This window comes from Aureimonas populi, assembly GCF_017815515.1.
In the GTDB taxonomy this organism is placed as follows: Bacteria; Pseudomonadota; Alphaproteobacteria; order Rhizobiales; family Rhizobiaceae; genus Aureimonas; species Aureimonas populi.
In genome coordinates this window covers 1,447,689-1,472,576 of sequence record NZ_CP072611.1, presented here as the reverse complement: position 1 = coordinate 1,472,576, position 24,888 = coordinate 1,447,689, and the positions used below count along the sequence as shown (strand labels likewise).

At 67.6% G+C, this 24,888-nt stretch carries 20 protein-coding genes; 6 read left to right on the top strand and 14 right to left on the bottom strand.

The window, feature by feature from the left end; all coding sequences use genetic code 11:
* Positions 1–88: 88 nt before the first annotated feature.
* Positions 89–1,084 (bottom strand): UDP-N-acetylglucosamine 4,6-dehydratase (inverting), encoded by a 996-nt coding sequence (gene pseB / locus J7654_RS06805; protein ID WP_209739281.1) that lies wholly within the window; start codon positions 1,082–1,084, stop codon positions 89–91.
* Positions 1,085–1,268: 184 nt separating this feature from the next.
* On the opposite strand from pseB, the gene J7654_RS06800 reads away from it, so the two are divergent.
* The gene (locus tag J7654_RS06800; protein ID WP_209739279.1) at positions 1,269–2,363 is read left to right on the top strand and encodes a DUF2793 domain-containing protein; all 1,095 of its coding nucleotides are present in this window, start codon (positions 1,269–1,271) and stop codon (positions 2,361–2,363) included.
* Positions 2,364–2,370: 7 nt separating this feature from the next.
* Here J7654_RS06800 and J7654_RS06795 read toward each other — a convergent pair whose 3' ends face one another.
* The 13 genes from J7654_RS06795 to J7654_RS06735 all read right to left on the bottom strand — a co-directional run bounded on the left by J7654_RS06795 (position 2,371) and on the right by J7654_RS06735 (position 18,119).
* Positions 2,371–5,928 (bottom strand): capsular polysaccharide export protein, LipB/KpsS family, encoded by a 3,558-nt coding sequence (locus J7654_RS06795; protein WP_209739278.1) that lies wholly within the window; start codon positions 5,926–5,928, stop codon positions 2,371–2,373.
* 49 nt (positions 5,929–5,977) lie between these two features.
* The gene (pseI, locus tag J7654_RS06790) at positions 5,978–7,033 is read right to left on the bottom strand and encodes a pseudaminic acid synthase (protein ID WP_209739276.1); all 1,056 of its coding nucleotides are present in this window, start codon (positions 7,031–7,033) and stop codon (positions 5,978–5,980) included.
* Entirely contained in the window at positions 7,030–8,652 is a 1,623-nt protein-coding gene (pseG, locus tag J7654_RS06785) for a UDP-2,4-diacetamido-2,4,6-trideoxy-beta-L-altropyranose hydrolase (protein ID WP_209739274.1), read from the bottom strand. Before pseG ends, pseI begins: the two co-directional genes overlap by 4 nt.
* Positions 8,649–9,344, bottom strand: a complete 696-nt coding sequence (gene pseF / locus J7654_RS06780) for a pseudaminic acid cytidylyltransferase (RefSeq protein WP_209739272.1) — start codon at positions 9,342–9,344, stop codon at positions 8,649–8,651. The genes pseG and pseF overlap by 4 nt, the downstream gene beginning before the upstream one ends.
* On the bottom strand, positions 9,341–10,543 hold the full coding sequence (gene pseC, locus J7654_RS06775; protein WP_209739270.1) for a UDP-4-amino-4,6-dideoxy-N-acetyl-beta-L-altrosamine transaminase: 1,203 nt from the start codon (positions 10,541–10,543) through the stop codon (positions 9,341–9,343). Before pseC ends, pseF begins: the two co-directional genes overlap by 4 nt.
* A gap of 137 nt (positions 10,544–10,680) precedes the next feature.
* The gene (locus tag J7654_RS06770; RefSeq protein WP_377946476.1) at positions 10,681–11,625 is read right to left on the bottom strand and encodes a PhnA-like protein; all 945 of its coding nucleotides are present in this window, start codon (positions 11,623–11,625) and stop codon (positions 10,681–10,683) included.
* Positions 11,626–11,846: 221 nt separating this feature from the next.
* Positions 11,847–12,776: a YsnF/AvaK domain-containing protein gene (locus J7654_RS06765; RefSeq protein WP_245195696.1), complete on the bottom strand. Its 930-nt coding sequence runs from the start codon at positions 12,774–12,776 to the stop codon at positions 11,847–11,849.
* A gap of 4 nt (positions 12,777–12,780) precedes the next feature.
* Complete coding sequence (locus J7654_RS06760) at positions 12,781–13,215, bottom strand: DUF2382 domain-containing protein (RefSeq protein ID WP_245195695.1); 435 nt, start codon at positions 13,213–13,215, stop codon at positions 12,781–12,783.
* On the bottom strand, positions 13,199–13,357 hold the full coding sequence (locus J7654_RS06755; protein WP_245195694.1) for a CsbD family protein: 159 nt from the start codon (positions 13,355–13,357) through the stop codon (positions 13,199–13,201). The genes J7654_RS06760 and J7654_RS06755 overlap by 17 nt, the downstream gene beginning before the upstream one ends.
* Positions 13,358–13,480: 123 nt before the next feature.
* On the bottom strand, positions 13,481–14,986 hold the full coding sequence (locus J7654_RS06750) for a helix-turn-helix transcriptional regulator (RefSeq protein WP_209739265.1): 1,506 nt from the start codon (positions 14,984–14,986) through the stop codon (positions 13,481–13,483).
* 129 nt (positions 14,987–15,115) lie between these two features.
* Positions 15,116–16,240, bottom strand: a complete 1,125-nt coding sequence (locus J7654_RS06745; RefSeq protein WP_209739263.1) for a DSD1 family PLP-dependent enzyme — start codon at positions 16,238–16,240, stop codon at positions 15,116–15,118.
* An 8-nt stretch (positions 16,241–16,248) separates the two neighbouring features.
* Positions 16,249–17,565: an NAD(P)/FAD-dependent oxidoreductase gene (locus tag J7654_RS06740; protein WP_209739261.1), complete on the bottom strand. Its 1,317-nt coding sequence runs from the start codon at positions 17,563–17,565 to the stop codon at positions 16,249–16,251.
* 32 nt (positions 17,566–17,597) lie between these two features.
* Positions 17,598–18,119 carry a helix-turn-helix domain-containing protein gene (locus J7654_RS06735; protein ID WP_209739259.1) on the bottom strand — a complete coding sequence of 174 codons (522 nt, stop codon included), beginning with the start codon at positions 18,117–18,119 and terminating at the stop codon, positions 17,598–17,600.
* Positions 18,120–18,467: 348 nt separating this feature from the next.
* On the opposite strand from J7654_RS06735, the gene J7654_RS06730 reads away from it, so the two are divergent.
* From J7654_RS06730 to J7654_RS06710, 5 genes are all read left to right on the top strand, one after another.
* Positions 18,468–20,126, top strand: coding sequence for an ABC transporter ATP-binding protein (locus J7654_RS06730; protein WP_245195693.1), 1,659 nt, complete (start codon positions 18,468–18,470; stop codon positions 20,124–20,126).
* A 63-nt stretch (positions 20,127–20,189) separates the two neighbouring features.
* Entirely contained in the window at positions 20,190–21,860 is a 1,671-nt protein-coding gene (locus J7654_RS06725) for a peptide ABC transporter substrate-binding protein (protein WP_209739257.1), read from the top strand.
* A gap of 70 nt (positions 21,861–21,930) precedes the next feature.
* Positions 21,931–22,881 (top strand): ABC transporter permease, encoded by a 951-nt coding sequence (locus J7654_RS06720; RefSeq protein ID WP_209739255.1) that lies wholly within the window; start codon positions 21,931–21,933, stop codon positions 22,879–22,881.
* Positions 22,882–22,914: 33 nt separating this feature from the next.
* Positions 22,915–23,790, top strand: a complete 876-nt coding sequence (locus J7654_RS06715; protein WP_209739253.1) for an ABC transporter permease — start codon at positions 22,915–22,917, stop codon at positions 23,788–23,790.
* Between the two features lie 22 nt (positions 23,791–23,812).
* Entirely contained in the window at positions 23,813–24,739 is a 927-nt protein-coding gene (locus tag J7654_RS06710) for a 2-hydroxyacid dehydrogenase (protein WP_209739251.1), read from the top strand.
* Positions 24,740–24,888 lie beyond the last annotated feature (149 nt).

Below are 24,888 nucleotides of genomic sequence, written 5' to 3'. Positions count from 1 at the left end.
GAAAGGCATCTTGATGGCAACGCACTCGAAGGAGCGCCGCCCCGGACGGGAGAAGGCGCCGTGCCGGCCGCGCCGCAGTGTCACGCCTTCAGGCGCGCTTGTCGATCTCGAGAATGCGCTCGACGTCGAGAAAATCGGAATTGTTGCCGCTATGGTACTCAAATCCCATCTCCACCGGCCGGCCGCGCTCGCCCAGGGCGTTCACGGAGTAGTCGAGGTCCTGATGATGGAACTGGATGGTGGGGCGCAGCACGAAATGGTCGTCGAACTCCAGCGTCAGATGGCTGTCGTCGGCCGGGCACATGATCTCGTGCAGCTTCTCGCCGGGGCGGATGCCCACGAACTCGGCCTCGCGCGTGCCGCTATAGGCCTCCACCAGATCCAGGATGCGCACGGAGGGGATCTTCGGCACGAAGATCTCGCCGCCATACATGCGCTCGAAGTTCTTCAGCACGAAATCGACGCCGTCCTGGAGCGTGATCCAGAAGCGCGTCATGCCCTCGTGGGTGACGGGCAGCGGCACGCGCCCTTCCTGGACGAGCTTCTTGAAGAAGGGCACCACCGAGCCGCGCGAGCCCACGACATTGCCGTAGCGCACCACGGAGAAGACGGGGCCGTGGCCGCCGGTCATGTTGTTGGCCGCCACGAAGAGCTTGTCGGAGGCCAGCTTGGTGGCGCCGTAGAGGTTGATGGGGTTGGCCGCCTTGTCGGTGGAGAGGGCGATCACCTTCTTCACATCCGCCGCGATGGCGGCCGCGATGACGTTCTGCGCACCGTCGATATTGGTCTTGATGCATTCCATCGGGTTGTATTCGGCCACCGGCACGTGCTTCAGCGCGGCGGCGTGGATGACGTAGTCGATCCCCTGCATCGCCTGGCGCAGCCGCTCCTGGTCGCGGACATCGCCGATGAAGTAGCGCATCTGCGGGCTGTTGTGCGTCTGCGCCATCTCGTACTGCTTCAACTCGTCGCGCGAGTAGATCACGATACGCGTGGGGTTGTACCGGGAGAGGATCGTCTCGGTATACTTCTTGCCGAATGACCCGGTTCCACCCGTGATCAGGACCGCTTTCCCGTTGAGCATTCTCTCGTCCACACCATTGAAATCTCGGCGTCCTGTACAGCGGGGTCGTGTCGCGATCAAGGCGCCGTGAGGGTAGCCTGCACAACCGTGGCGCAAAGCGCCTTTCCTTTAGGCAGGCAAGAACTTCTCCCCCTGCCCGGCCGCCGCCTCATCATGGCCTTCACGGATTCGACAGGAGGCCGCGTTGAGCCAGACCACACACCATCTCTCCCTGCCCTACCTCATGCCCGCGCAGGCCCAGAAGCACGTGACGCACAACGAGGCGCTGCGGCTTCTCGACCAGATGCTGCACATCAGCGTCCCCACGCGCGCCGGCCGGGCCGAACCGCCCGCCGCGCCGGCCGAGGGCGAGCGCCATCTCGTGGCGGAGGGCGCGACGGGGGCCTTTGCGGGGCAGGACGGGCGGATCGCCTCCTTCGTGGACGGCGCCTGGACCTTCCTGGAGCCGGCCGCCGGCTGGACGTTGCATGCCGGGGACGAGGCCACCCTCCACGTCCATGACGGGCAGGGCTTCCGGCCCGTCGCGGGCACGGCGGGGCAGGAGGTGGCGCAATGGGGCGTGGGCGCGGCGCCCGACGCGGTGAACCGCCTGAGCGTCGCCTCCCCCGCCAGCCTGTTCAGCCATGCGGGCGGCGACCACCGTATGGTGGTGAACAAGGCGGCGCCGGCCGATACGGCCAGCCTCGTCTTCCAGACGGGCTTTTCGGGCCGCGCCGAATTCGGCCTTGCGGGCGAAGACGCCTTCTCGGTGAAGGTGAGCCCCGACGGCGCGGCCTGGCGCGAGGCGCTGCGGGCCGACCCGGCCACGGGCGCCCTCACCGCGCCGCAGGGCATCGACTTCGGCGGCCCCTCCCGCCTCGCCCATTACGAGGAAGGCGTGTTCACCCCCTCCCTGCGCGGCGGCACCGTGGCGGGGAACCCGACCTATGTACAGGCCGAAGGCCGATTCGTTCGAATCGGCAGCTTGATAACGGTGTGGGCACGGCTGATCTGGAGCGCGCGTGGCGGTATTGAGGGCGCACTCACGATCCACGGCCTTCCCTATGCCTGCCGTCCGGGCCTCGTCCATCGAGCGCCGATTGGCGTGGCGTGGTACAATCGCCTCACCATGGGCAGCGCCGTGACGATGCTGGGTGGATTCGTGGAACCGGGAGCCGGCCACATCCGGCTTTGGGGCGCGACCAATCCCGGCACCGGAATCAACCGACTGCTGGCAGAGGACGCTATAGGCGAGAGCGGCGAGATTTACTTCCACGCCGCCTATCTCACCGCTGCATAGCGGCGTCCTACTCCGCCGCCGCGCCCTGCGACCGTTCGTCGCGCCATGCGACGAGCTTGGCGCGAAGGGCCTCAACCAAGGACGCCTTGTTCTGAAGAATCGGGCCCTCTACGTGGGTCAAGGAATGATGCCACACGTCCTGGTCGGTGCCATCCAGCTTACGCCAGTGCAATTCGGACGAATTCGACAGCATCCACGTAGGCGCACCGACTGCCCCAGCCAGTTCCACAACCGTGGTCGCCGGCGCGATCACAAGATCGAGGGCAGAGATCAGCGAGGCCACCTTATCCAGTTCGTTATACTGCTCGACCCAATCGGGGTCGAAAAGCCTGCCCGGGAAGCGCTCGTTCACCAGCGCAACCTCGTTCGAACACTCGTCATATTGGAGGTTGATGAATTGGATGCCATCCAACTCAAACACCGGAAGAAGTTCTTCGACCGACAGATAATGCTCGTTCCTCGAGAACGTATTCAGGCTGCTACGCCAAGAAATTCCTACACGCAGCGGAGCCGCAGGAAGCAAGGAACTGAATTTTCTTGTCTGGTCCGGATCGGGTCGTAGATAGTCCGTGCCGGGGAAGTCCTCGTAACAAGTCCGGAACTCAGCCAATGCATCCGTAACAACCATCGAATGAGATGCCGCCCCAATCGCATCGACAGCGCGATTGTCGATGATGGCGCGGAGGGCAGAATTACGAATCCGGTCGTAAGCAGCAACGTCGAAGGCATCGGCCTTTCTAGGCTTTCGGGCAACCGGCACGAACTCGATATGGGGGAACGAGCGTGCGAACAGCGTCAACAATCTTGGTTCGCACCCGATACTCAGCCGCTTCCCGCCAAGGGCCGCTTCGAAGTCATTATACAAACTAGCGAATCGAATTTCATCGCCCGGCCCGAAAAGAGCGGCGGCGAAGAGACTGTCACCGTCGAATTCGGAAACGCGCCCTGAGTAGTATTCGTCGGGGAAATGCCTTCTGAGGCTCTCCACGATGCCAAGGCTTCGAAACGTCTCGAAAGCTTCCTTTGGTTGCCGAAGGCCGAAGTACATCTTGCGGAGTGACATTTCGCCAACAGGGAGTTTCCTGTCGTCAGCGAGCGCGAGAACTTTCTTTCCCGCTGCGTAGTCCCCGCTGATAACGCAGACTCGAAGCGCCTCCTTGAAGGCTGGAACCGAGTAAGGATGGGCAATCAGGGTTGATTCGATGAGTCTCCTTGCTTCCTCAACCTGATCGGCGGCCACCAGCGCTTGCGACAGGGCCACGGCGTTACGATGGTCAGTAGGAACCTTCTGGAACAACGATCTCGCGACTTCGAGCGCCCCCTTCGTATCACCCAGAGCAATTAGCGCATTGACCTTCGCGATACTGATCTCAGACGAGAGATAGACATGTTTCGTAAGCAGAACGGCTATCCGCTGAAACTCGGCCGTGTTCTCAACCGCGTTCATCGGCAAAAGCAAGCGAGCCACTTGGGAGCACGATGCCGCAATGAGCGCAGAGTTAATGAATGCAAAGCGGCTCGGATCGTTTCGCTCGAACGTCTCGGAGATTACCGACAGCGCACGTAGAACGTCCGGCTTCTCTCCCGTATACGGCAGGAGGCTTGCAATGGCATTCGCGGCGGACGATCCAAAGAGGATCAACTCTATGTTGATGAGCAGCCTTATGCAGTCAACCTGCTTGTAGCCGTTCAAAAGCAGCAGATAGCAAATCCTGCGAGATTCTTCATACCTGCAACGATCGAATTCAGACTGTGCAAGCTCGTAGTAGAAATCCATCTTGTCGGCATTTTCCACACGCAGGACGGGCTCTTCCCCTTCTGCGGAGGCGTCCGAGGGCTCCAAATCGACGGACTCGGCGAATACATCCTGCCTTACTGATTGCAGATAGACAGCAGCCTCCCCCGCCGAATCGGCGGAACGGAGATAGTTCGCTATGAATTTATGATGATTCCACTCTTTTTCGATCAAAGAGAGGTAATTGAAATACTGCACCATCGTCTCGCGTGAGACGAAAGTGGAGCTTTGCTTCACTAGATTGGAAAGGTGCACGGGAGAGCGAGCCCACCCCGTCAGCAGGCAGAGAACCGTAAGATGGAACCTGTCTTCCTTCCGTTCGCGGAATTCAATCGACAGGGGGATACGCCCTGCATTCGACTGACTTTGATCAAAGAACTTCGCGCCCGATTGTAGATTAGAAAACACGACGGAAGGCCAGTGATCACTGGCCACGTAAACGGACATCGCTTCCGCCGACGTTTTGACATCATGATTGATCTGGCTGAGCGTCAGGAGGTATTTATCGGCAAGGATGCGATAGAGTGTCGCTTCAATGGCATCGCTGGGGTTCTCCAGCGGGACCAGATACCTTGCATACAGGATGTAGGTCGCAGCAAAGATTTCCAGCGGCGTCAGCGTTCGGCCCTTCGGCTGCGCGGTGCGGTCGTCCGTGGCGCCCCAGCCGGCGTAGAACGGGGTGCCGAGGGTCGTCACCTTCACGCCCCGGACCAGCGCTTCCAGCCCGGAGAGCGAGGAGATCGTGTAGACTTGGTCGGTCGTCTTCAGAAGCTCGACGAGCGAGCCTTCCGGCGGCACGATCTCGGCGATGTTTTCCACCAGCCCGGCCTTGAAGCGCGTGCGCTGGTGGCCGCGATAGACCTCCGGATGCGGGCGGTAGAGGATTTCGGCGTCCGGGTTCTCCAGCCGCGCCAGACGAATGATGTCGCCCATGCGCCAGCCGCCGGGATTGCCCATGCGCACCGCCGCGTCGTTGTCCACCTGCCCGATCACGAGGACGCGCCGCCGCGTCTTGATCCGCAGCCGCGCGGCGGGATCGGACGTGTCGGGCAGGTTGTATTTCGAAAGCCCGTTCTCCACGATCAGCCGAAGCGCACGCTCCGCATCGGCCATCAGCGCCGTGTCGCCCGCGAAATCGTGGTTCGACAGAAGCTCGGAGAGATCGTTGGGCTCGGCGGTGTTGTAGTAGAGCCCCTTGGAATCGAAGACGAGCGAATAGGGGGTGGCGTGGTTGGCGCCCAGATCCGCCGAGCGCAGGAAGGCGTCCTCAACGCGCACCAGCTCGATCTTGTAGCGGCGGGCGTAGCGCGCGATCCAGCTCGGGTCCGTATAGCCCCACACATAGATGCGCCGGGGCATGGGGTGCATGCGCTTGACGGCGCGGCGGGCGCCGAGACCCAGGAACTTGCGCGGGGCGAACGCGATGCGCACGTCCGGGCAGTAGTCGGCGACAAAGCCGAACTTCCACATGTTGAAGCCGAAGGCCAGCGCCACGGGCGCCTCCGGCCTGTGCCGCCAGTTGCGCCCGATCAGGTGGAACGCGCCCAGCCCCTCGGGCACGTTCCGGAGGGTCGGCGCATAGTGCACCTCGTAGGGGTATTTCTCGGCGAAGGGCGTCTTCTTCTCGAAGAAGCGCAGGACCTGCGCGTCGAGATCGCGAAGGACGAGCCTCGGCGTCGCGCGCCGCGTGGCGCGATCCACCATGTCCTGAACGAAAAGGGAGCCGGAGCGCAGGAGGCCCAGCGCACGCCGGGCGATCGGAAACTTCATCTCGGAATGCTCGAACCGTTGATCGGAAAAGGGCGCATATCGCCGGGCCCTACAGGTCGGCTTCGGTGAGCCTCTCTCCGAAGCCGATGGCGCGGCGGGCGGGCTTGCCCAGCAGCGCCTCGAAATGGCGGGGGGCGAGGCTGAGGCCGGGCCGGCAGATCTTCAGGTTCTCACGGCTGAAGACCTCCCCCGGCGCGATGTCGCGCGAGGGGTAGACGGACTGGCGGAAGCGGCGCGAATTGGCCTCGTTCTCGGTGCCGCCGTAGCGCACCTGCCCGCCCGAACGCCAGGCGCGCACGGTCTCCTCCTTCAGGAGGCGCATCTCCCACGGCTCCAGCGAGAAGGCCGAATCGACCCCGCCATCCTTGCGGTCGAGCGTGAAGTGCTTCTCGACCACCGTGGCGCCGCGCACCACGGCCGCCACGGCCACGCCCGTGCCCAGAGTATGGTCCGACAGGCCCACCTGCACGCCGAAGCGCGCCTGCATGTCCGGGATGGTCAGGAGGTTGGCGTCGGAGGCGTCGGCCGGGTACTGGCTGGTGCATTTGAGCAGCACGATGTCGCGCGCGCCCGCGCCCCTGGCGGTGGCCAGCGCCTCCTCGATCTCCTCCACGCTCGCCATGCCGGTGGACATGATCATCGGCTTGCCCGTGCGCGCCACGCGGGCGATGAGCGGCAGGTGCGTCATCTCGAAGGAGGCGATCTTGAACATCGGCACGCCGAGCCCGTCGAGGAAGTCCACCGCCGTATCGTCGAAGGGCGTGGAGAAGGCGAGGACGCCGAACTTGGCGGCCTCGGCGAAAAGCTCGGCGTGCCACTCCCAGGGCGTGTGCGCCTCGGCGTAGAGATCGTGCAGCCGGCGCCTGTCCCACAGGCTCTTCCCGTCGGCGATCACGAAGTCCTCGCCGCTGGAATCGAGCGTCATCGTATCGGCGGTGTAGGTCTGGAACTTCAGGCAATCCACGCCGCAGCGCGCCGCCTCGCGCACGATCTCGAGCGCGCGCTCCTTCGAGCCGTTATGGTTGCCCGACATCTCCGCGATCACGAAGGGCTCGGCGTCCGGCCCGATGATCCGATCCGCCACCTGAAAGGACGACACCGTCATTTGCTTCCGTTTCCTGCATCTGGCCGCCGCGAATCGCTCCACACCAGGAGGTCGGGCGCATAGGTGGCAAAGCCGGCGCCGGCGAACAGCCGCCGCGATGCCTCGTTGCCCGGCAGCACGCGCGCGACGATCGCCTCGCCGCCATGCGCCGCCTTCAGGCTCGTAAGCGCGCGGGACGCCACACCGCAACCATAAAACTCGGGCGCGGTGAGAATCGAGACCTCCCGCCACGCCATGCCCGCCGCCAGCGGCGGCGCCTCGGCGCCCGACCTGTCCAGCCGCACCACGCCGCAGGCGATGCCGCCGGCCGTGGCCACGTAGAAGGAGGAAGCCGCGTCGGCCAGCTTGCGCGCCATGAAGGCCTCGTGCTCCTCCCAGGCCGGAACGGCCGGGTTCACCGCATAGCGCCGCGTGCGCGGGTCGCACTGCCACTCGTAGAGCAGCGCCGCGTCCTCCATCCGCGCCTTGCGCAGGGCGAAGGGAAGCGCGCGGACGCCATCCGCCAGAAGCGCGGACAAGACGCGCTGCACGCCATGCCCGTCGGCGACGAGGCGCGCCCGCTCGCTCACGGGGCCAAGCGCGCCGGCCGCCAGCAGCGGCTCCACATGCCTCGCGGCCCAGGCGGCCGGGTCCGCGGCCGGCTCGAAGGCGCCGCCATCCTTCGCGGCGCCGGCCTGCGAGAGCATGAGGGCGATGGTGCGCTGGTTGTCCGCCAGAACGAGGTTCACGGTCGGCAGGCCGAGGCAGCAGCGCTCCCAGGCCGAGCCGCCGGCGGCGCCGACGGCCAGGTCCATGCGCGACAGGAATTCGGCCATGTCCCACACGTCGTGGTGGATCTCCAGAAGCCCGCCGAGCCTTGCCGCGCGCGAATGAAGCCTCTCCCCATGCGGATAGGCCGCGCCGACAAGGGCGTGGAGGCGCAGTCCCCGCGCGCGGGCAAGGGGCTCCAGCCCCTCCAGCACCCAGCCGGTCGCGTCCTGCTCATCCGCCCCGCCCATCGAAACGAGCACGTCCCGTGCCGGCTCGCCTTGCGAAAAGGCAAGGTCGCGCCGCGCAAGGGACCCTGCGCGCAGGCGGGCGAAATCGGGCCGCAGCAGCGCATAGGACGCGCCGACCAGACGCCGGGCGCCCTCCGGCAGGAGCCCGTCATAGGACGCATCGTCCTTGCCGAAGGTGGGGTCCACCAGCACGTGCGCCGCATGGGGCCGGGACAGGTCGTCGAGCGCCAGAAGCGGCGCGCCGAACGCCGCCTGAAGCTCGCGCTCCCAGGCCTCGCCCAGCGCGTAGTGATCCACCACGATGGCCAGGGGGGACGTTCCCGCCAGGGCCTCGGCCGTCGCGCGCACGTCGTGCGCCTCGCTCGTGCCCAGCCACTCGCCATAGGGGGCGCCATCCGCCGCCGGGCCGTCCCCGGCCAGACGCAGCAGCCGGTGGCCGGAGCGCTCGACGCGCTCGGCCAGGCCTTCCCCGATGGTCCGGGCCACGAACAGGCAGGCGATGCCGCGCTGCGCCAGCGCATCGGCCAGCGTCAGGCAACGCATCACGTGGCCGGTGCCGATCCGCACCGACCCGTCCGCGCGAAACGCCACCAGCGGCACGCCCGGCAGGGCCCCGCTCAAGAGGGCGCTCCCCCGGCCCCGAGCGCGAACAGCTTCTCGGCGAAGGCCCAGTCCTCCGGCGTGTCGATATCCTGCACGCGGGCGCGGTCCATGAGATAGGGAACAGCGTCCGGGCCCAGCATGGGCCGCCCCGCGCGCACCGCCTCCGGCCGGCACCAGTAGAACTGGCCCGCATCGTGGAAGGCCGGCTCCAGATCCTGCGAGCGGGTGGCCGCATGCTCGGGGTGGAACATGGCCGCGCGCCCGCCCACCAGGCGCAGCGCCCGCTGGATCGGATAGGGGAATTCGGCGGCCGCGAAGACGTAGGACGCGCCGCTCTCCTCCAGAAGACCATGCGCGGCTTCCAGATCGGCCGCCGTGGTGAAGGGCGCGGTGGCGTAGAGGCAGCACAACGCCTCCACCCGCGCGCCCTGCGCCTCCGTCTTCTCCAGCGCGTCGGCGATCACCGCCAGTGTCGTGGCATGGTCGCCGGAAAGCTCGGCCGCGCGCATGAAGGGCACCTGCGCGCCCGCGGAGCGGGCGAGCGCGGCGATCTCCTCGTCGTCGGTCGAGACGATCACGGTGTCGATCCGCCCGCAGGCGAGCGCCGCCTCGATGGAGCGCACGATCATCGGCTTGCCGTGGAAGGGAAGGATGTTCTTGCGCGGGATGCGTTTGGAGCCGCCCCGGGCCGGGATCAGTCCGAGCCTCACCGGACGACGTGCCGGAGCGCGGCGACCACCTGGTCCTGCTGCGCCTCGCTCATCCCATGGAACAGGGGGATGGAGATGGCGCGGGCATAATAGGCCTCGGCCGCCGGGCAATGGCCGGGCCGGAAGCCGAGCGCCCTGTAATAGGGCTGGAGATAGATCGGGATGTAATGCAGGTTCACGCCCAGCCCGCGCGCGCGCAGCGCCTCGAACACCTCGCGGTGCGTGGCGCCGATCTCGCCCAGCCGAAGCTGGACCACGTAGAGATGCAGGCCGGAATAGCTTTCGGCCACGCGGCGCGGCAGGTCCAGCGGCAGGTCGGCGAGCTGCGCGTCGTAGCGGTCCGCCAGGCGGTGGCGGTCGGCCACGAACGCGTCCAGCCTCTGGAGTTGCGAAAGGCCGAGAGCGGCCTGCATCTCCGTCATGCGGTAATTGTAGCCCAGCTCCACCTGCTCGTAATACCAGGGCCCATGCGAGGGCTCGGCCATCAGCGCCTCGTCGCGCGTGATGCCGTGGGAGCGGACGAGCGCCAGGCGCCGGGCCAGCTCCGGGTCGCGCGTCACCGCGCAGCCGCCCTCCCCCGTGGTGATGATCTTGACCGGATGGAACGAGAAGACGGTGATGTCGGAATGGGCGCAGTCGCCCACCGGCCGCCCGTTGTCGCGCGCGCCGATGGCGTGGCTGGCATCCTCGATCACCTTGAAGCCGTAGCGGCGTGCCAGCGCTCCGATGGCCGCCATGTCGCAGGGCAGGCCGCACAGATGCACGGGGATCACCGCCTTGGGCAGGCGGCCGGCCGCCTGCGCCTCGATGAGCTTCTCTTCCAGCTTCCGCACGCTGAGATTCAGGGTGGCCGGGTCGATATCGACGAAATCCACCGTGGCGCCGCAGTAGAGCGCGCAGTTGGACGAGGCGACGAACGACACCGGGGAGGTCCACACGATGTCGCCCGGCCCCACGCCCAGCGCCAGGCACGCGATGTGCAGGGCGGCGGTCGCCGAGTTCACCGCGACGCAGTGGGGAGCCTCGACCGCCGCCGCGATCCCGGCCTCGAAACGCTCGACCACCGGCCCCTGCGTGAGGAAATCGGACCGCAGAACGCCGACCACGGCTTCGATATCCGCGTCGCTGATCGACTGGCGGCCATAGGGCACAAACGACACTGGATGCTCCTCTCGTTTCGGCAATCGCAACCGCCGCATCGGTCCGGCCTTATTCTATACAAGGCCCGGTCTCGCAACCTCCCGGGTCGGGCGAGCAAAAAAGGGGCCCGCAGGGCCCCCTTTTCCATCGTCCCGGCGCGCTGCGTTCGTAGCATCGCACGGAACCTTGGCGCGGATCAGGCCGCGCGGCGGCGCGTGGGCACCACGCGGTCGGCGTAGACCGGATGGACCACGCCGGAGCGCCCGCCCAGCCAGCCGGCCACGGCGCCCAGAACCAGGGCGACGAAGGCGAGGATGGCGCCGGTGGAGATCGCCGAGGCCGCCGTATCGGCCGCCTGCGTCGCGCTCTGCCGGGCATCGGCCATGGTCTGACGGTACTGCTGCTCGATGTGCGCGACCTGCTGCTGCGCCTGGTCGACGGGGATGCCGCGTGCGTTGGCCAGCGCCTGCGCGGCCTGCTGGCGAGCCTCGTCCGCTCCGGCTTCGTCACCCGTCACGAGCGCCCGGATCGCATTCACCGCATTGGCCTGCAACGCATCGGGATCGGTGCCGGTCGCCGCCACCTGGTTCTCGAGCGCCTGCAAGGGGTCGGCATTGGCGAGCGCGGGCGCCGCCGTCTCCGCGATGGTGGAACCCAGCCCGCCGACCGCGCTGGCGACGCCGGAGAAGACGCCGCCGATCAGGGCGCCGACCGAGGAGGTGAGAAGGTACAGCACGATGAGGGTGGTGACGGCCCAGGTGGTCAGGCCATGCAGGGCGCCGGTCGTGGCCACCGTCTTGCCGGACATGCGGGCGGCGATGTAGCCGCCGATGAAGGCCGCGACGAGGCCGGACACGACATACCAGATGCCGGCCGCGATGGAGAAGGTCGAGGCGGCGGGATTGTCCACCGTGCCCGGGTCCAGCGTGGCGATGCCGATGCCCATGCCGAGCATGGTGAGAAGCACCTGGACGATCAGCGCCACCGCGACGCCGGCGAAGATGGCACCCCAGGAGACCTTGTTGATCATGATGGTGTGGGCGTCGTCCGACGCGGACGGGGCCGCATGGACGAGGGTGGCACCCGCGCCCGTCGTTCGGACTGTGTCGGCGGGGGATGCGGTTCGGGAAATGTCGCTCATGGTCGTCTGGCCCCTGGGGCTTGCGGACGCGCCTCCCCTCGGGGATGGGCTGCGTCGCGGTTTTCTGGGAATGGTGCTGCGCCTTGTGGCAGCATCGCGAACGGCTTCGTCTCCGGCTCTTTCGGGCCGCATGGGAAAGCGCCGATCCGCAGTCGGGGCCCCATGGGCGGAACCGGAAGCCGACGGGAGGTCCCCGTCGGCCCGCCTCGATCGCCCGGCGCCTAGCGGCGGCGAAGAGCGGCCAGGCGCTCCTCCTCGGTCTCGGCGCGGGCGGAGGTCGTCTCGCCCGCCAGGCGGCTGGCGCCCGCGCGCTCGTCCTCGATCTCCACCTCGGTGCGCCGCACCGTGTCCGAGACGGTCTCGGTGCGGTCCTCGACGGTGCGGTTGAGGTCGATCTCCTCCACCACGCGGGCCTCCTTGGAGATCACAGCCTCCTCGGCCGTTTCCTCCAGCTCGATGGTGCGATCGCGGAAGGCATCGACGCCGGCGGCCGGCCGGTCCACGGCACGGCGCTGGACGTCCACGCGCTCGCTGTGCAGGTCGATGTTCTGGTTCACCGCCTCTTCCACCACATAGGAGCGCACGCGCACCCGGCCGTGGCTGACGTCGCGCTTGCCGACGCGCAGGTTCTCCTCGACGACCTCGATCGTGCCGTCATGATCCTGAACCTCGCCGGAGGCGGCATAGGCGGCGGTGCCGGTGGCCGCGCCGCTTGTCGCCCCGGTCGTCGCCAGCCCCGCGTCATAGCCGGATACGCCGCCGGAAGCGGTGCCGGACCAGCCCTCGGAACGCCAGCTCTCCTCGCGCTCCTCCATGTTCACAGTGCCCTCGTCGTCGAGAATGTCGATGACACGGTCGCGGTTCGCCGCCGTGGTCGGCAGGGAGACGAGATAGCCGCCCCGGCGAAGGCCCTCGGCGTAGGAATGGCGATCCTCGTCGGGCATGAAGAAGTCGCCGAGCGCTTCGAAGAAGCCCCTGTCGCGCTCCGGCGCCACGCCGGCAGAGGCGCCCGCGCCCTCGACAATGCGGATGTCGCCTCTGGCGATCCCTTCGTCAACGATGCGCTCGACGGCCGCATCGGCCTCCTCGCGGCTATCGAAGAATGCGGTGACATACTGGCTGCTGCTGGTGGATGAGGTGGTCATCGACATGGTGTCATTCCTTTGGGGTGAGATCGCTGTCTTCGGTGGGGAGGCGTTCGACGACCGCCCGTTGCTTGCGAAGGGACACGGGGATTTCGACGTCCTCGCGCGTCGCCTCGCGGCGGATGTGCAGCTCCTCCTTGAGGAGAAGCCGCTTCTCGACGACGAGGACTTCCTCCAGGATCGGGACGATGGTCACGCCGTCCTCGATGCGGGTTTGGGGCAGGTCCGGGACGACCCGGTCGACAGGGACGCGTTCCACCACCACGCGCTCGCCCGACAGCGTCTCGCGCACGGTTTCCTCGACGGTCTCGGTCAGGCTGCGAACGCGGACCCGGCCGCTGACCCGCTCCTGGCGGGAGACGACGAGGCTCTCGGCCGCGAGCGCCATCGCTTCCTCCGGCGCACCGGGCGCGGCGGCGGGGTCGCCCTTATCGCTTCGAGACATCGCCCGCCGGCCTTCCGGCCTTCCCGGCCCCGGCCGGGATGCCCGCCTTCTGCGCGGCGCCCTCGGCCTCCACGGCCTTGTCGCCGGTGATCTTGCCGATGGCCTCCTTCAGGGAGCCCTTGGTCTTCCGGTCCGCGTCCATGTGGGGCATTCCTCCGCCGGGGGGCGCGCCAGGGGCGGCTTGTCCGACAGGAGAAAGATGGGAGCCTCGCGGGGGCACCATAAGTGCCTGAATGTTCAGTCGCGGGGATGCGCCTGCATCAGATCAGCGGATTTTTGCGCCGGGCTGGGAAGTTTTTCCCTGCGCAAGGCCGCGCTCCCGCCCCCAGACGATGGCCGCCCCGCGCCGGTTGACGCCGATCTTGCCGTAGATTCTCGCGACATGATTGCGCACCGTGGCGCGCGACATGGAGAGTTCCGCGGCGATGGCCAGGTCCTCGGCCCCCTGGCAGAGAAGGCTCAGGACCTCCTTTTCCCGCCGGGTCAGGACGGCGACCTCGCGGGCCGGCGCGCGCGTGGGCGCGGCTTTCAGATTGGCCAGCTTCTCGACGATGCCGTGGCTGAACCAGCTTGCATCCTTCATCACCGCCTCGATCGCCCCGATCAGCTCCAGTTCCGAATGGCGCCGCTCGGTGATGTCCTGGATGACCCAGAGGACGCACGGATCGTCCACCATGCTGATGGTGGCGGCGGAGACCAGCGCGTCCAGGAGCTCGCCGTTCCTCGCGCGCACCTTGGCGTCCACGTTCCTCAAGCTGCCGGCCGCCTCGAGCCCCTGCTCCAGGCGGCGGCGCGTGTCGGCCGTGTCCCACAGGGTCAGCTCGCCCGGGCTGCGGCCCAGGAAGCACTCCTCGCCATAGCCGGTCATGGCCTGGAAAGCCTGGTTGGCGTCCAGCACCCTATGGCTCCTGAGCGAAGCCACGAGCATGGCGACGGGCGCCAGCCTGAAAGCCTGCGTGAAGCGCTCCTCGCTCTGAACCAGAGCCTTCTCGGCCTTCCGGCGCGGCTCGAGGTCGGCGAAGGTGAGGAGCATGCAGGGCTCCTCCGCGATCTCGATCGTCTGCCCGGCGACGATGACGAGCCGGGTGCCGCCTCCGGGCAAAGCCAGCTCCGCCTCCATCTGCGGAATGGTGCGGCGCTCCGAAAGCCGCTCCTTGGCCAGCTCGCGCTCCGAGGCGCCATGGAAGATGTCGAACTCGAAGACGGTGCGGCCGACAATGCCCTCGCGCTCGATCCCCGTCATCTCCTGGAAGCCCCGGTTCGCCTTGATGAAGCGCAGGTCGGACAGGCGGCAGATCAAGGCGGGAGCGGGGTTGGCGTTGAAGGCCTGCTCGAAGCGCTCTTCCGCCTCGAAGCGCCGCGAAACGTCCTGCAGGATCAGCACGAGATAGTCCGGGTCGCCGTGCTCGCCGGTGACGACGAGGCTGCGGACCTGATGCACCCATTCGGGCTCCTCGGCCCCGGCCCGCGCCACCTCCACGACGACATCGCAGAACGCCTCGCCGTCGATGACGCGCTCGATGGGGTAGTCGCCCGCCTCCAGCGGATGGTTGTTGCGATAGCGAAGCTGGAAGCGCTCGCGATATTCGGTGACGGTTCGCCCGAGATCGCCGAGCGAGACGCCCCCATGCATGGCAAGCGCCGTGTCGTTCGCCCACAGGATGGTCTGGTCCGGATCGATGAGGATGACGCCCTCGGTCAGCCCCGCAATGATCTGGCGCAGGCCGCTGAGGCCGCCGGCGCGGCGGATGCCGGAGTTTGCCTTGCCCATCGCGCGCGTCCTTCTGGCCTCTGGGCCACAACGCGCCCGGCCCCTATTGGCTGCGCGCCGGGCAAGGCGGGGCCGCCGCAGTGACGCTCCGGACGAAAGAGGGCGCGGGCCGGCGCGCGGCCGGGGCGCCTATCGCCGCCCCCTGGCATCCACCGGCCAGATGTCGACCAGCCGATCCTGCCGCACGCAGCAGAAATGGTCGTACAGGACCACGGTCGGGTCGCAATGGGGGACGACGCATTCAATCAGCTCGCCCAGCCCCGGCAGGGCGCCGCCGGGCCCGGCGCGGACCCGCCCGTGCTCGTCGCCCGCATAGTCGTAGGCCGCCCCGGCGAAGCGCGGGGTGGCGATGGGGGGCTTCGGGCCGTTGAGCGCGAAGGACTTGGTTCCCGCATCCGTCGTCACCGTGCCCGCCCCGTGCGCGCTGATGACGGCGGTCTGCACGAAAAGCGCGTTCTCGAAGGGCCACGCCGTGTCCTTCGCGTAGGAGACGGCGCGATATTCGGCATCCATGAAGACGTAGGACCCGGCCTGGATCTCGGTGAAGGGCCCTTCCGCGGCGTCGATGGCATGGCTGCCCGTGCCCCCGCCCGTCACCATGGCCGGCGGCAGGCCGAGCGCGCCCAGATGGCGGACGATGGCGGAGATGAAGGCGTGCGCGCGGCGGCACAGCGCCACGCGCTCCTCGTGATCGGCGGCGTGCTGGAGATGGCCGCCATAGGCCTGGAGGCCGCAGAATTGCAGGAAAGGGTCCGCGTGGATGGCGCGGGCGAGATGTTCGGCGGCCTCAGCGGACACCACGCCCGTGCGCCCGAAGCCGAGCTCGATATCGACGAGCAGGCGCAGCGTCACGCCGCCCCGGCGGGCAGCCGCCGAAAGCGCCTCGACGGTCCGTGGGTCGTCCACGACGATCATCGTGTCGGGCGCCTGCCGCGCAAGCTCCACGAGGCGCGCAATCTTGGGGGCGGTCGCGATCGGGGAGGTGACGAGGATGCCGGGGATCGCGGCCGACGCCATGATCTCGGCCTCGTCCAGCGTGGCGCAGCAGATTCCCACCGCGCCCGCCTCGATCTGGGCGCGGGCGATCCGCACGCTCTTGTGGGACTTGGCATGGGGGCGCAGGCCCCGGCCCGCCTGCCGCATCGCCTCCGCCATGCGCGCCACGTTCCGCTCGAGCGCGTCGAGGTCCAGGATGAGGGCCGGCGTGTTCAGCGCGTAGCGCGTTCCCGGCTCTCCCAGGCGAGGGCTCGCCACCTCCGCGATCACCCGTCGCGCCCCGCCCGGCGCATCGCCAACTTGTCCTGAAGGCGGTAGAGGGCCATGAAGGCGGGCATGAACCACGGCTTGCCGCGATAGAGCGGGATCGCGGCGGGCGGGCGGAAATCGAAGGCCGATGGCCGGCCCGCGTCGTCGCCGATGAGCTTGTGCGCGGCCTGCGTGCCGATCCAGGGCGCCCATACGACGCCCGATCCGCAGAAGCCCGTCGCATAGGTGACGCCGCGGCGCGAGAAGATGCGCGGGATCATGTCGCGGTGCATGGCGACGTTCCCGAACCAGCTATGCGTCAGGCGCACATTCTCAAGCTCGGGGAAGATGCGCACGAGGCCCCGGCGCAGATGCAGGGTGGGCTCGGCGGGGTCGCCCTTCGTGGAGCCGTCCCGGCCGCCCAGGAGGATTCGCTTTCCGTCCGGCGAGGGGCGGTAGTAGAAGCCGAGATGGCGGCTTTCGCCGCACATCATCCGGCGCGGCATCAGCCTTGCCATCGTCTCCGCCGGCAATTCCTCCGTGGCGATGATGCGGCTGCGGACCGGCACGAGGCGGCGCCTCAGCCATGGGGTCGCGCCATCGGTGTAGGCGTCGGTGCAGACGAGGACCTGGCGCGCCGAGACCTCCCCTCGCGCGGTCGAGACGCGCAATGCGCCCGCTTCCGGCTCGATCGCCGTCACGCCGGTCCGGGAATGGACCGTCACGCCGGCGGCCAGCGCCACGCGCAGCAATTCGGCGTGGAACTTGGCCGGGTGCAGCCCGCCTATATCCATGCGCACCGAGCCGCCATCGTAGAAGTCCGTGCCCAGATAGTCGCGCTGCTCGGCCTTGGGCACGGCAAAGGACTCGATGCCGAGGCTCTTGCTCAGCTTCTCCGCGCTGCGCGCCAGTTGCTCGTAATTGCCCTGCCCGAACGCGCCGTAGAAGCGGCCGACGGGCTGGAAATCGCAGTCGATCCCTTCCTCGGCCAGGAGAGCGTAGAGGAACTCGCGCGCCACCTTCCCCTCCGCCTCGATCGCCATGGCCCGCTCGGCCCCGAACTTGCGGACCAGCGTGGGGTGGTCGAGGCGTATGTTGCCGCTGGTGATGCCGCCATTGCGAGAGGAAGCCCCCTCGCCCGGATTCTGGCGGTCGAACACCGAGACCGACCGGCCCGCCCGCGCCAGCGCCAGCGCGGCGGAAAGGCCCGCATAGCCCGCCCCCACGACCACCACGTCCGTCTTCGCGTCGAGCGGCGCGCTGGCCAGCGGTTTGACGGGCGCGGCCTCCCACCAGTAGGGCGTGGCCTTCTCGGCGGGTCGAGGCTCTTGCATGGCGGGCTTCCTTTCCTGGCTGTGGAGAGCCTCTAGAGATGGCGGTCGAACTGGACCGCCCCGATGATCCAGAGAATGGTGGCCAGCCGTTCCCCCTCGTTTCTGAAACTGTGGGGCAGAGCGCTGTCGAAGACGAAGCTGTCGCCCTCGCTGAGGCTCGCCTCGCGGCCGTCGACCGAGAGAACGAGGGCGCCGGCCAGCACGAGCCCGCCCTTTTCGGCGGGATAGCTGAGCGCGGTGTTGCCGGATTCCCCGCCCGGCTCGACATTCAGGATCATGATCTGGAGATTGTGATTGCCGCCCGAGGTCAGAAGCTCCTTCTTGAGCTTGCCGAGATCGATCTGCGGCCGGTCCCGGCGCCGGCGCACGAAAGGCGGGTCGGCCGCCTCGCCCGCCGCCTCCGACGCTTCCCCGAACATCTCGTGGATCGGGATGTTGAGCGCGCGCCGTATCGCGGTCAGGACGCGCATCGAGGGGTTCGCACGGTCGCGCTCGATCTGGCTGATCATGCCCACGGAAACGCCGGAGCTGAGCGCGAGCTGCTGGAGCGACATCTTCTTCTGATGCCTCAGCCGCCTGAGGTTGGCGCCCAGTTGATGCTGCGGCTTCGAGGCTCCGCTCCGATCCCCGCCCCGGACCGGCAGGCCCGCCTGTGCCGCCCGTGCGTCTCGCCGATCCTCAGCCAATGAAAGCGCGCCCCGCTTTTTCAAGATGATGCATCATGCCATGCAATTTCAACGGATGAGGTAGTTGCTCGAAAACGATCAAAACGTTGTTTTCTTTATATTTTATCTCAGTTTTGGCGCGCTTCATGATGTTTTAGAGGGCAATTCTGTCCGGTGCACTTGTCATAATTTTCAATATAAGCTTATGATTTGGTTCCAGGCAAGTGGAGTGGCAGAGTGGCGGCAAGCGATGCGGAGGCGGGGATCGAGGCGGATCGCACGGCGGCGCTCGCGGTGCGCGACCTCACCGTCACCCTGCCGAAGGGCATGGACCGCCCCTACGCCGTCGAGCGCGTCTCCTTCGACCTCGTGCCGGGGCAGATCCTGTGCATCATCGGGGAATCGGGATCGGGCAAGTCCGTGACCGCCAATGCCGTGATGGGGCTGCTTCCCCCGGCGCTGCGCGTCGTATCGGGAACCATCCGGTGCGCGGGAACCGATCTGGTGAACGCCCCGGCGCCCACCCTGCGCAGCCTGCGCGGGCGGGTCGTCTCGATGATCTTCCAGGACCCGCTTTCGGCGCTCAACCCGCTGATGACGGTCGGGGACCAGATCACCGAGGTGATGATGGCCCATGGCGAGGGGAACCCCGCCCGGCGGCGGGCCCGCGCGCTCGAGCTCCTGGCCGAGGTGGGGCTGCCGGACCCGCCCCTGATGTACCAGCAATATCCGTTCCGCCTCTCCGGCGGGCAGCGGCAGCGCGTCATGATCGCCATGGCCCTGGCGCTCGAACCGGGCATCCTCATCGCCGACGAGCCGACCACGGCCCTCGACGTGACGACGCAGGCGCAGATCCTGCGCCTCATCCGCGACATCCAGAAGCGCAAGGGCATGAGCGTGATGTTCATCACGCATGATTTCGGCGTCGTCGCCGAGATCGCCGACAGCGTCATCGTGATGGAAAAGGGCCTCATCGTCGAACAGGGCTCCGCGCAGGCCGTGCTCCAGGCGCCACGCCATCCCTACACAAGGCGCCTGATCGCCGCCGTGCCCAAGCTGACCGGCAAGGATCGCTCGCCTCCCGCCGCAGGCGCCGGCCCTGTCCTGAAGGTGGAGAATCTGGCGAAGATCTACCGCACCGGCAGCGCGCTGTTCGGCAGGCAGCGCGTGGTGAAGGCGGTGCAGGAGGCCTCGTTCGAGCTGGCCCCGGGGCGGACGCTGGGGGTGGTCGGGGAGAGCGGCTCGGGCAAGTCCTCGCTCGGGCGCCTGCTCATCAAGCTCATGGACAGCGACGGCGGCCGCATTCTTTTCCGCGGCCGGGACATCGCGCCGCTCAAGGAGAGCGAGTTCCGCCCCTTGCGGCCGAAGATCCAGATGATCTTCCAGGATCCCTTCGCCTCGCTCAACCCGCGCTCGACCATCGGCCACATACTGACCGTCGGCCCGGTCTCGCACGGGATGCCCTACCGGCAGGCGAGGCAGGAAGCCCGCCGCCTCCTGGAGAATGTGGGGCTGGATGCCGGCGCCTTCTCGCGCTATCCGCACGAGTTCTCCGGCGGGCAGCGGCAGCGCATCGGCATCGCCCGGGCGCTGATGTTCAAGCCGGAGCTCCTGATCGCCGACGAGGCCGTGTCCGCCCTCGACGTCTCGATCCAGGCGCAGATCCTGATGCTGCTCGACCGCATCCAGCGCGAAACCGGCGTCTCGATGATCTTCATCACGCACGATCTGCGCGTCGCCAGCCAGATCTGCGACGAGATCGTCGTCATGCAGCGCGGCCGGATCGTGGAGCGGGGCCCGCCCTCCCAGATATTCCTGAACCCCCGGTCGGACTACACGCGCGAGCTGGTGGCCGCGATCCCCGGAGGGCAGCAGGACATGGCCGGCGCCGCCTAGCCGCCCCTTCCAACGACACCCGCCCGAAGGCCCGTTCAAGCCGACATGAGAGGAATGTTTGAGATGACAGACGTGAGACCGACCGTTCCCGCGACCACGCGCCGGCATGCCCTCAAGATGCTGGCCCTGACAGGCGCCGCCGGAGCGTTCCTGCCCCATCTCATGGGGCGGACGGCCCTCGCCGCCACGCCGCCCTCCGAGCCCACCGGCCGCCTCATCGTCGGCTTCTCGCAGGAACCCACGGTCTTCAACCCGCTGATGCCGCGCATCGAGGTCGATGACGGGGTTCACTTCTCGCTGTTCGATGCCCTGTTCCGGATCGACCCGGAGGGCGCGTTCCAGCCGGCGCTGGCCGCCGAGGTTCCCACGACCGAGAATGGCGGCATTTCGGAAGACGGGCTGGAATGGCGCGTGAAGCTGCGTGACGACGTGCTCTGGCACGACGGCACGCCCTTCACCGCCGAGGATGTCAGGTTCACGCTGGAGCTGGTGGTCGATCCGAATTTCCGAAGCTGGCGCACGGCGGGCCACGCGCTCGTGCGCGACGTCACGGTCGTCTCCCCCACGGAGCTGACATGGCGGATGGAAAGTGCCTTCGCGCCCTATCTGGCGATCCTGGCCGAGACCTTCATCGTGCCCCGGCACATCCTGGAGCCGGAGCCCGACCGCAACACCGCCGCGTTCAACAACGCCCCGGTCGGCACCGGCCCGTTCAAATGGGCCAACCGCATCGCGGGCGACCATATCGAGCTCGAGGCGAACCCCGACTACTGGGGCGAGGGGCCCTATGTCGAGCGCCTGGTCTACAAGTACATTCCCGACCTGACGGTGCTCTACACCCAGTTCAAGAGCGGCGAGATCGACATCATCGGCTCGCAATACATCACCCCGGACAATTACGCCGAGGCGCAGACGCTTTCGGGAAGGGTGGTGGAGCTGGTTCCGGCGGCCACGGTCGAATCCATCTATCTCAACATGGAGCGCCCGCAGTTCCAGGAACTGGCCGTTCGCGAGGCGATCTATGCCGCGCTGGACAAGCAGACGATCATAGACGCGCTCTATTACGGGCTGCCCATCCCGACCGAAAGCTACATGCCGCAGCAATCGGCCTATTACAACGCGGACCTGCCCCCGCATGAGTTCGACCTGGATCGCGCGCGCACCCTTCTCGACGAAGCCGGCTGGGAGCCGGGACCGGACGGCATCCGCGCCAAGGACGGCGTGCGGCTGGCCTTCACCAACTCCACCACCTCGGGCAATCACCTGCGCGAGCAGACGCAGCAGTTCCTGCAGCAGACGCTGGCGGAGATCGGCATCGAGATGACGATCTCGAACATGCCGCCGGCGGTGATGTGGGGCGAATACTGGACGCAATCGCAGTTCGACACCGTCCTGGTTGGCGTCATCTTCATGACGGGCAGCGACCCGGACGTGACGTCGCGCTTCCATTCGGAGGCGATCACGGTACGGGGCGGGCGCGGCGCCAACAACGGGCAATACGTCAACCCGGAGGTGGACGCCCTTCTGGAAGAAGGCGGGCGCACCTTCGATCCCGAGGCGCGCCGGGCGATCTACAACGAGGTCCAGGAGAAGATCCGCGCGGACCTGCCGCTGCTGCCCATGTTCCAGTCCGTCACCGTGCGCGGGCACAAGGAGGGGGTGGAGGGCATCCGGCCCAACATCAACACGCGCATCGATACATGGAACACGGCCGCCTACTACTGGAACAGCTAGGACGAACGCCCGCCGCCGCCCTCGCCACCGGCGCGGGCGGGCGGCGGCGCGTCGAACGACAGGAACGTGAATGGCCGGATATCTTCTGAACCGCCTCTGGCAAAGCATCGTGCTTCTGGTCATCGTCTCGATCATCGGCTTTGCGGTTCTCAACCTGACGCCCGGCGGGCCGCTGTCGCAATTCGCGCTCACGCCTGGAATGACGCAGGAAGCCATGGACCGCATCGCCGAGCAGATGGGCCTGAACCGGCCGCTGCCGGTGCAGTATCTCGACTGGGCCTGGCGGCTGGTGCAGGGCGACTGGGGCACCTCCTATCGCGACGGCCAGCCCGTGCTCAGCGTCATCGGCCGGCATATCTTCGCCACGCTGCTTCTGATGGGCACGTCCACCGCCATCGCGATCGCCATCGGCACCTGGATCGGCATTCGCGGCGCCACGCACCGCTATTCGCTCTTCGACTACACCGCGACCATCGGCGCCATGGTGGCGCTTTCGATCCCGACCTTCTGGTTCGGCCTCGTGGGCATCTACATCTTCTCGCTGCGGCTGGGGTGGCTGCCGGCCGGCAACATGTACACGATCGGCGACGGGTCGGTGATGAACTACCTGCACCATCTGATCCTGCCCAGCATCGTCCTGTCCTTCGTCAATGTCGCGATCTGGAGCCGCTACATGCGCACCGCGACGCTCGACGTGATCAACCAGGACTTCGTGAAGACCGCGCGCGCCAAGGGGCTGACCGAGCGGCGCGTCCTGATGAAGCATGTCGTGGGCAACGCGCTTCTTCCCATGATCACGCTGGCCGGAATGCAGCTTCCCAACATTCTCAGCGGCGCCCTCGTCACGGAGACCGTCTTCACGTGGCCCGGCATGGGGCGGCTGTTTCTCGATAGCCTGGGCTACAACGACTATCCGGTCGTGATGGGCCTCCTGATGTTCTCTGCCATCCTCGTGCTCGCCGGCAACCTGATCGCCGACCTCGTGGTCGCCGCCGTCGATCCGCGCATCCGGGTGGGTTGAGAACATGCGCGACGCCCCATCCTGGAGACCCGCATGAGCGTCATCGCCTCCCCCGCCCCGTCGCACTGGTGGCAGAGCCGCGGCGTGCGCCGCTTCATGCGCCACCGCCTGGCGCTCGTCGGGCTGGCCATGATCACGCTTCTGACGCTCGCCTGCGTCGTCGGCCCGTATCTGCTGCCCTATGACGAGCTGTATATCGACCTGCGGGCGCGCTTCTCGCCGCCGCTGACGGGGGATCACTACCTGGGCACCGACCCGCTGGGGCGCGACCTTGCGGCCCGGCTTCTCGTGGCGGGGCGCATCTCGCTGCTGGTGGGCTTCTTCGCCATGCTGCTCTCGACCCTGATCGGCGCGGTGATCGGCGTGGTCGCCGGCTATTCGGGCGGGTGGGTCGGCGCGGCCCTGATGCGCTTCGTCGATGCCTTCCTCTCCTTCCCCTCGATCTTCCTGCTCCTGGCGCTGGCGGCCCTGCTCCAGCCGAGCCCGGTGATGATCACGCTCATCATCGCCCTCACGAGCTGGATGGAGGTCGCTCGCATCGTGGAGGCGGAGGTGCGCTCCTTGCGCGAGCGGGACTTCGTCATGGCCGGGCGGATGCTGGGGCTGCGCAGCACGCACATCATGTTCCGCGAGATCCTGCCCAACGCGATGGGCCCCATCATCGTGGCCGCCACGCTCACGGTGGCGCGCGCCATCCTCCTGGAGGCCTATGTCAGCTTCCTCGGCTACGGCATCCAGCCGCCGCTGCCGAGCTGGGGCAACATGCTGAACGGCGCCCAGCAATATCTCGCCAGCGCGCCCTGGCTGGCCATCATCCCCGGCATCACCATCACCGTGGCCGTGACGGGCTTCAACTTCATCGGCGATGGCCTGCGCGACGCGCTGGACGTGCGCGGCGACCATCTCTGACCTTGCTTCGACAGGGATCGGCATGACCTTCCTCGCCAATATCGACGCCGTTCGCGGCCAGAGGCTTCGCGAGCGCCTGGCCGCGATCGCGCCCGGGCAAGCGGTCGTGCTGCCCGGCGAACCGTTCGACCGGGCGGATATCCGCTACATCCTCACCTGGGAGGCTCCGCAAGACCTTTCCGCCTTCCCGGCGCTGGAGATCGTCTTCTCGGTCGGGGCGGGGGTGGACCAGTTCCTGCGCAGCCGCCTGCCGGACAATGTGGCTCTCGTGCGCGTGATCGATCCGGGGCTGACGGCGATGATGCAGGAATATGTCGCGATGGCCGTCCTGAGCCTGCACCGCGACCTTCCGGCCTATGTGGCGCAGCAGCGCCGGGAAGTCTGGGGGAAGGTGGCCGTGCCGCCGCCGGCGAGCGAGCGGCGCGTGGGGGTGATGGGGCTCGGCGAACTGGGCCGGGGCGCGCTGGAGGCCCTGAGGCCCTTCGGCTTCGGCCTGGCGGGCTGGGCGCGCAGCGCCCATTCCATCGAGGGCGTACGCTGCCATCACGGCGCCGAGGGCCTCGGCCCGTTCCTCGCGGACACAGACATCCTCGTCTGCCTCCTGCCCCTGACGCGGGAGACCGAAGGCATTCTGGATGCCGGCCTGTTCTCCCGCCTGCCCGAGGGCGCGGCCCTGGTTCACGCCGGGCGCGGGCGGCAGCTCAACCATACGGACCTGATGGCGGCGCTCGACAGCGGCCGGTTGCGGGCCGCCGTCATCGACGTGACCGAGCCGGAGCCCCTCGCGCCGGGACACCCGTTCTGGAGCGACCCGCGCATTCTCCTCACCCCGCACATCGCCTGCATCACCAGCGTGGATATGATCGCCCAGCCGATCGCCGCAAATCTGGCGCGGCACGGGCGGGGCGAGCCGATGTCGGGCCTCGTCCAGCCGGGCCGTGGCTACTGACAGCGCCGCCCTTGCCCGAAACGCCGGACGGCCGAAGATTTCGCCGCGGCGCCGCGCCGAACGGGATAATCCGTCGCCCGCGGCCCCGGACACGATGCAAACTGCGGGACCTTGCGCCATAGGCTCGGCCGGCTCCCGCAAGCCTGCCC

What these genes read in the sequence shown, in the direction of transcription:
- pseB (WP_209739281.1), bottom strand. Translation starts at nt 1,084, where the DNA reads ATGCTCAACGGGAAAGCGGTCCTGATCACGGGTGGAACCGGGTCATTC.
- J7654_RS06795 (WP_209739278.1), bottom strand. Translation starts at nt 5,928, where the DNA reads ATGAAGTTTCCGATCGCCCGGCGTGCGCTGGGCCTCCTGCGCTCCGGC.
- pseI (WP_209739276.1), bottom strand. Translation starts at nt 7,033, where the DNA reads ATGACGGTGTCGTCCTTTCAGGTGGCGGATCGGATCATCGGGCCGGAC.
- pseC (WP_209739270.1), bottom strand. Translation starts at nt 10,543, where the DNA reads ATGCGGCGGTTGCGATTGCCGAAACGAGAGGAGCATCCAGTGTCGTTT.
- J7654_RS06770 (WP_377946476.1), bottom strand. Translation starts at nt 11,625, where the DNA reads ATGAGCGACATTTCCCGAACCGCATCCCCCGCCGACACAGTCCGAACG.
- J7654_RS06765 (WP_245195696.1), bottom strand. Translation starts at nt 12,776, where the DNA reads ATGTCGATGACCACCTCATCCACCAGCAGCAGCCAGTATGTCACCGCA.
- J7654_RS06760 (WP_245195695.1), bottom strand. Translation starts at nt 13,215, where the DNA reads ATGTCTCGAAGCGATAAGGGCGACCCCGCCGCCGCGCCCGGTGCGCCG.
- J7654_RS06755 (WP_245195694.1), bottom strand. Translation starts at nt 13,357, where the DNA reads ATGGACGCGGACCGGAAGACCAAGGGCTCCCTGAAGGAGGCCATCGGC.
- J7654_RS06750 (WP_209739265.1), bottom strand. Translation starts at nt 14,986, where the DNA reads ATGGGCAAGGCAAACTCCGGCATCCGCCGCGCCGGCGGCCTCAGCGGC.
- J7654_RS06740 (WP_209739261.1), bottom strand. Translation starts at nt 17,565, where the DNA reads ATGCAAGAGCCTCGACCCGCCGAGAAGGCCACGCCCTACTGGTGGGAG.
- J7654_RS06735 (WP_209739259.1), bottom strand. Translation starts at nt 18,119, where the DNA reads ATGTCGCTCCAGCAGCTCGCGCTCAGCTCCGGCGTTTCCGTGGGCATG.
- J7654_RS06725 (WP_209739257.1), top strand. Translation starts at nt 20,190, where the DNA reads ATGACAGACGTGAGACCGACCGTTCCCGCGACCACGCGCCGGCATGCC.
- J7654_RS06720 (WP_209739255.1), top strand. Translation starts at nt 21,931, where the DNA reads ATGGCCGGATATCTTCTGAACCGCCTCTGGCAAAGCATCGTGCTTCTG.
- J7654_RS06715 (WP_209739253.1), top strand. Translation starts at nt 22,915, where the DNA reads ATGAGCGTCATCGCCTCCCCCGCCCCGTCGCACTGGTGGCAGAGCCGC.
- J7654_RS06710 (WP_209739251.1), top strand. Translation starts at nt 23,813, where the DNA reads ATGACCTTCCTCGCCAATATCGACGCCGTTCGCGGCCAGAGGCTTCGC.